This window comes from Leisingera sp. F5 (assembly GCF_001593695.1).
Genome location: NZ_LUKH01000127.1, coordinates 1 through 5,337, shown reverse-complemented (window position 1 = coordinate 5,337; position 5,337 = coordinate 1). Strand labels below are relative to the sequence as shown.

Annotated in this window: 8 protein-coding genes; 2 read left to right on the top strand and 6 right to left on the bottom strand. The window is 60.4% G+C overall.

Annotated features, from left to right (window positions below; genetic code table 11):
- Positions 1-492 (bottom strand): nitrilase-related carbon-nitrogen hydrolase (locus A2I95_RS25505; RefSeq protein WP_291734424.1); only part of this gene is annotated, 492 nt, incomplete at its 3' end.
- A 258-nt stretch (positions 493-750) separates the two neighbouring features.
- Between A2I95_RS25505 and A2I95_RS25500 the strand changes: the two genes are divergently transcribed.
- On the top strand, positions 751-1,671 hold the full coding sequence (locus tag A2I95_RS25500) for a hypothetical protein (RefSeq protein WP_027256606.1): 921 nt from the start codon (positions 751-753) through the stop codon (positions 1,669-1,671).
- Between the two features lie 40 nt (positions 1,672-1,711).
- On the opposite strand, the gene A2I95_RS25495 is transcribed toward A2I95_RS25500, so the two are convergent.
- From A2I95_RS25495 to A2I95_RS25480, 4 genes are read right to left on the bottom strand one after another with little or no spacing between them, the layout of a single operon-like run.
- Positions 1,712-2,299: a GNAT family N-acetyltransferase gene (locus A2I95_RS25495; RefSeq protein ID WP_291734422.1), complete on the bottom strand. Its 588-nt coding sequence runs from the start codon at positions 2,297-2,299 to the stop codon at positions 1,712-1,714.
- Entirely contained in the window at positions 2,296-2,694 is a 399-nt protein-coding gene (locus tag A2I95_RS25490) for a ketosteroid isomerase-related protein (RefSeq protein WP_027256608.1), read from the bottom strand. Before A2I95_RS25490 ends, A2I95_RS25495 begins: the two co-directional genes overlap by 4 nt.
- The gene (locus tag A2I95_RS25485; protein WP_027256609.1) at positions 2,691-3,149 is read right to left on the bottom strand and encodes a low molecular weight phosphatase family protein; all 459 of its coding nucleotides are present in this window, start codon (positions 3,147-3,149) and stop codon (positions 2,691-2,693) included. The genes A2I95_RS25490 and A2I95_RS25485 overlap by 4 nt, the downstream gene beginning before the upstream one ends.
- A gap of 3 nt (positions 3,150-3,152) precedes the next feature.
- A complete protein-coding gene (locus A2I95_RS25480) occupies positions 3,153-3,632 on the bottom strand; it encodes a UPF0262 family protein (protein WP_027256610.1) in 480 nt (159 codons plus the stop codon).
- Positions 3,633-3,789: 157 nt separating this feature from the next.
- Between A2I95_RS25480 and A2I95_RS25475 the strand changes: the two genes are divergently transcribed.
- A complete protein-coding gene (locus tag A2I95_RS25475) occupies positions 3,790-4,551 on the top strand; it encodes an SDR family oxidoreductase (RefSeq protein WP_156916784.1) in 762 nt (253 codons plus the stop codon).
- 83 nt (positions 4,552-4,634) lie between these two features.
- Here the strand turns inward: A2I95_RS25475 and hisD are convergent.
- Positions 4,635-5,337: histidinol dehydrogenase (gene hisD, locus A2I95_RS25470; RefSeq protein WP_291734417.1), on the bottom strand; the 703-nt coding region annotated here is incomplete at its 5' end.

Genomic DNA, 5,337 nt, shown 5'->3' with positions numbered 1-5,337 from the left:
GCCCAAGAGCGGGAACTCGCTGTCATAGCAGATCAGCACCCCGATTCTGCCCAGCGCGGTGTCGAAGATCTTGAGAGGGCCGCCGCCCATGATGCCCCAGTCCTCGCGTTCAAACCGGGTCATGATCTGCTTGTCCTGATGGTCCCGCTTGCCTGCGGGCGTGTAAAGCTCAGCCCGGTTCACCGGCCTGTCCAGCCCGCTGTTCACCGGCGCGGAGGCGCCCAGTATATGCACCCCATGTTCGGCGGCCAGTTTCAGGTGCAGCGCGGCAGCGTCCTCCATCTTCTCCGACACGGAATGGATCGACTGCTCCAGATCTCCAGCCACCGCCGCGCCATCCAGCGTTGACAGCTCCATCGCGCCGTATTCCGGGAATACCAGCAAATCGGCACCATTCCCGGCAGCCTCTGCCACCCAGGAGGCCAGCTTGTCCTCATACTGCGCCCAGCTGTCGAGCCAGTCGAGCGGATAGGCGGCGGTGGCGATTATCATGCGGCGTCTCCGGCGGTCGGCAGCCGCATCCCGGTGCGGTCCTTCGCCAGCATTGCCCTGTAAAGACACCCGGCGCAAGGCGATGCGGCAAACAGATTGCGGATGCCGCCGGGCCAGGCCCCAGAGCCAGGTCGAAAAGGATGCGCATTTTTGCAACGGAAACAGCCGCGTCCTGCGTTCCATCTTGGTGTTGCGCGGCTATTTGGCCATTCTCAGGCGCAGACACTCATTTTATTAAATTGACAAAGGACCACTCCCTTGGCGACCAAGCTTGATGACAAGAACCTGAAAGGCGTTATTGCCGATATTCCCAAAAAAGGTTTCCGCACCAAATTCTGGCGCGATTACCGCGCCGGCGCCTGCAAAGGCAGTGGCGTGGGCAAATACATGGATTTGCTGGAAAAACTGGGGGTACCGCCGTCGGGTGATCCGTCCAAGGCGGATCTGGACCAAATGCCGGAGATTGTTCAGGCGTTCAGCATGCTGGCCAACGCGATGCTCAAGGCGCGCGGCAAATGCGGCAAGCTGCAGTCGCACAGCCGGGAGCTGTGCCTGGCCTATGCCAAGCAGATCGAAAAGCGCGAAGATGCGGCGGCTGAGCTGGCCCGCAATGCGGACAAGATCAAGCAAAAGCAGATGGCGCAGCAGCTGAAGGTCGAAAAGGCCAACGAGGAAACCGACAAGCATCTGGAGAAGCTCAAGAAGGAACATGACCAGAAGAACAAGCTGGTTTTGAAGGAACTGAAGGATCTTCACACCCGCGCCTGCAAGATCGAAGGCGCCTGCAACGACATCATCAAGGATGTGAAGCAGGCGGAAAAGGACATGGAGACCGTCCGCAAGGCCTGGAAGGCCCAGTACAATAAGGAAGGCGTCAACCGCGAGGATATCGAGGGTAAAGCAGATGCGGCTCTGCGGGCGCTGATCAAGAAGAACAAGATCGCTCTTCACGCCAAGAACATCAAGGAAACCCTGCCAAAGATCCTGAAGGAGGCCACCAGCCTGCTGAAGCAATACGCCAAGCAGTCCGGCATAGAGAAGGAGCGGATGGCAACCGGCAAGGCGCTGGTCGCGGCGCAGAACAGCTTCAAGTCCGCTCAGGACGATGTGCGCTTCTTCCTGGCCCAGCACAAGCAGGCCCTGGACGAGCTGCAGAAAGCGCGCCCCGAAGGCGTCTGAGCCTCAGGTTTCAGGCGCCCCGCAAGGGCGCCTGTTTCCTCTACAGGTCCCGGATCCAGAACTGCAGAGGTTTGCTTGTTTCCGCAGCCTGATCCACGTCCTTCCAGGAAAAATGTGCGATGGCGCCCTCCAGCGGGGCATAGCCGCGTTTGCGCCAGAACGGATCCAGCGGCGCGTAGTCCGCCGGCCGCAGCGGGTGGTCCGCCGGGCGCTGCACGCCGCAAAAGGCGGTCTTGCTGAACCCATGCTTGCGGGCATGCGCCTCACGCGCGTCAAAGAAGCCGTGGCCGACGCCATAGCCGCGGCACTCCGGCAGCAGCACGGATTCGGCGCAGTAGAAGACCCCGTTCAGGTCAATACCAGTGCATTCAAATGCCGCCGAAAAGTCATCTGCGTGATCCGCCAGCGGCGCGCCGGTGGAGGCGCCCACCAGGGTATCGCCGTCAAAGGCGCCAACCACCACGGCGCGGGTGCTGTCGCGGTAGTTTTGCAGGTACTCGCGCTCATACGCCAGGTCGCCGTCGTACAGGTACGGCCAGGCGCGGAACACCTTGATCCGCAGGCGCGCCACATCGTCCAGCGCGGCCTCCAGCGCCGCGCCGGTCATCGCCTCAACCCGGATCGTCATCCGGCGGAAACCTGGGCGATCCAGTCCGCAAGGTTGTAATAGGTGGTGACGCGGGAAATCTTGCCGTCTTTCAGCTCAAAGAACGAGCCGCCTGGCAGCCGGTAGGTCTGGCCCTTGGCTTCCGGCAGGCCTTCGTCGGTCACAAGATAGGTGCCATTCACAATGAACTCCGCCGCCGCGCGGGTGCCGTCGTTGTTGGAAAAGATCACCATATCGGTCAGCTCTTCCTTGTAGCTGCGGCTCATATGGGTGCAGAACTCAGCGAATTTCTCTTTGCCTACGCGGATTTTGCCCTCGTTGACGTGATGGGCAATCTGGTTGTCCAGGCAGTCCAGCATGGTGTCCGTGTCGCCGGCGTTGAAGGCCGCAAAGTAGCGCGCGATGGTATCGGTCATGTTCTCTCCGTCGGTTCACCCCAGCGGTTCTTCAGATGCTGGATGATTTGATCCCGTGTTTGACGGTAAACGTCTAGCTTGGCTTGGCGCGTCTCGCCGAGCCCGGTAGGGTCCATAATCGGCCAATATTCGACATCGAGGTGAAAAAAACGGGTCAATTCCAGCGCCCGGCGTTGGCTGGCCGGCGACAGGGCCACCACCAGATCAAAGGACGACAGGTCATCCCCCCAACGCTCCATCTCGTCAAAGGAGCGCGACCGATGGCGCGACAGCTCGACATCAATCTCCTGACAGACCGCAATCGAGAAGCCGTCGATCTCCATGTCGTTTTTGACACCGGCGGACTGCACATAGGTGCCGGTGCCATAGAATTTTTTCATGATGCCCTCCGCCATCGGAGAGCGGACCGAATTGTGGTCGCAACAGAACAGAATGGACTGCGGCAGTTCCTCCACCCGTCAGCCTCCGAAATGCAAGACGCAGATCAAGGTGAACAGGCGCCGGGCGGTATCAGTGTCGACTTCCGCTTTACCTTCCAGCCGTTCCTGCAGAACCCGGCTGCCTTCGTTGTGAATCCCGCGCCGCGCCATATCAATGGTCTCGATCTGGCTGGGTGGCATGGTTTTCACCGCACTGAAGTAGCTTTCGCAAATCTGGTAATAGTCTTTGACCACCTGGCGGAACGGCGACAGCGACAGGTGAAACTCTGCTGCTTTCTCGCCTGCTTCCGTATTGATATCAAAGACCAGCCGCTTGTCACGGATCGCCAGTCCCAAATGGTAGGGGCCGGCAGGCTGGTTATACCCTTCGCGAGGCGGCAAGGCGAAACTGTTGTCTTCGATCAGATCATAGATCGCAACTTTCCGCTCCTGCTCAATCTCAGGCGTCGGAGGCGGCAGGTTGCGGTCGTCAAGTTCGATATGGCTGATGCGGCTCATGGGTCTTTGTCTCTAATATGCGCTGAGGCGTCCGGCCATGAGTATCGCACCGGCGTGCCTGGGGCAATGCAGCAGCGGGCGTCAATGATATGCCGGTTTGCGGCAGTTCTTGACAGACCGCGCCTGCACGCCCAGCCTGCCCGGAGCGGGAGGCAGAATGATGACAGGGCTTGATCGGTTTTCCCTCAAAGGCCAGCGCGGGCTGGTAACCGGTTCCACGGGCGGGCTTGGTTTTGCCGCTGCCCGTTTGCTGTCCGAAGCCGGGGCTGAGGTTTGGGTGAACGGACGCAGTAAAGAGAGGGTGGCAGAGGCCTTGAAACGGATGCCTGGAAAGGCCCGGCCGCTGGTGCTGGATGTGGCTGATGAGGGATCTGCAACCGCGGCATTTGAGAGCATCGCTGATGAAGGCGGTCTCGACATTCTGGTCAATAACGTGGGTCAGCGAGACCGGCGCGGCCTGGCGGAATTCACGCGCTCCGATTTGCAAGCCTTGTGGGATGTTGATCTGATCGCCCCGTTCCGCCTTGCCCAATTGGCCGCCGCCCAAATGGCGCCAAAGGAGTATGGCCGCATCATCAACATTTCCTCAATTGCCGGCCTCATCGCGCAATCCGGCGACGCGGCCTATACAACAGCCAAAGCCGGCATCAATGGCATGACCAAGGCACTGGCGGCGGAGCTTGGCCCCAAAGGCATCACAGTGAATGCTATTGCCCCGGGTTTCTTCAAAACCACCCCCAACATGGCCGCGGCCGCCGATCCGGAAATTGCAGCGAAACTAAAAAATGCCACTTCGCTTGGCCGCTGGGGCGAACCAGAGGAACTGGCCCCGGCCATCCTCTTCCTCGCCTCGCCCGCCGCCTCATACATCACCGGGCAGGTGCTGGCCGTGGATGGCGGGTATACTTCCCACTATTGAACCGTCAGCTGCTTCTTTCTGGTTCAAAATACTCCGGGGTGAATGCGCGCGCCGCGCGCAGAGGGGCAGCGCCCCTCAATTCCTCAACCGTTCAATGCATCCAGCCGTGCGGTGACAGACAGGCCGTGTGCCTCCAGGCTTTCGCTGCGAGCCAGAGTTTCTGCCGCCGGGCCAATTGCCCGCAGTGCGTCTGGTGTCATCTGGCTGAGGGTCGTGCGCTTGAGGAAGTCCAGAACAGACAATCCGGAGGAAAACCGGGCCGAGCGCGCAGTGGGCAGAACGTGGTTCGGGCCGCCGACATAGTCGCCGATGGCTTCGGGCGTGTATTGACCCAGGAAGATGGCGCCTGCGTGGATGGTTTTTTCGCTCAAGGCCACCGGATCGGCGACACACAACTCCAGATGTTCCGGTGCAATGCGGTTGGACAGCGCTGCCGCCTCATCCAGGCCCCGCACGGTAATCACCGCACCATAGTCCCGCCAGGAGGGGGCAGCAATTGCGCGGCGTTCCAGCGTTTCCAGGCGCTTGTCCACCGCGGTCGCCACAGCCAGGCCAAATCCTTCGTCATCGGTGATCAAAATTGACTGGGCGCTTTCGTCATGTTCGGCTTGGCTCATCAGATCCAGCGCGATCCAGTCGGGATTGTTGTCCTTATCCGCAATCACCAGAATTTCAGACGGTCCGGCGATCATGTCGATGCCGACCTTGCCGAAGACCCGCCGCTTGGCCGCAGCGACAAAGGCATTGCCGGGGCCGGTGATCTTATCCACCGGGGCGATGGTTTCA

Coding starts and splice junctions, on each gene's coding strand:
- A2I95_RS25480 (WP_027256610.1), bottom strand. CDS start 3,632: ATGAGCCGCATCAGCCATATCGAACTTGACGACCGCAACCTGCCGCCT.
- A2I95_RS25490 (WP_027256608.1), bottom strand. CDS start 2,694: ATGACCGATACCATCGCGCGCTACTTTGCGGCCTTCAACGCCGGCGAC.
- A2I95_RS25495 (WP_291734422.1), bottom strand. CDS start 2,299: ATGACGATCCGGGTTGAGGCGATGACCGGCGCGGCGCTGGAGGCCGCG.
- A2I95_RS25475 (WP_156916784.1), top strand. CDS start 3,790: ATGATGACAGGGCTTGATCGGTTTTCCCTCAAAGGCCAGCGCGGGCTG.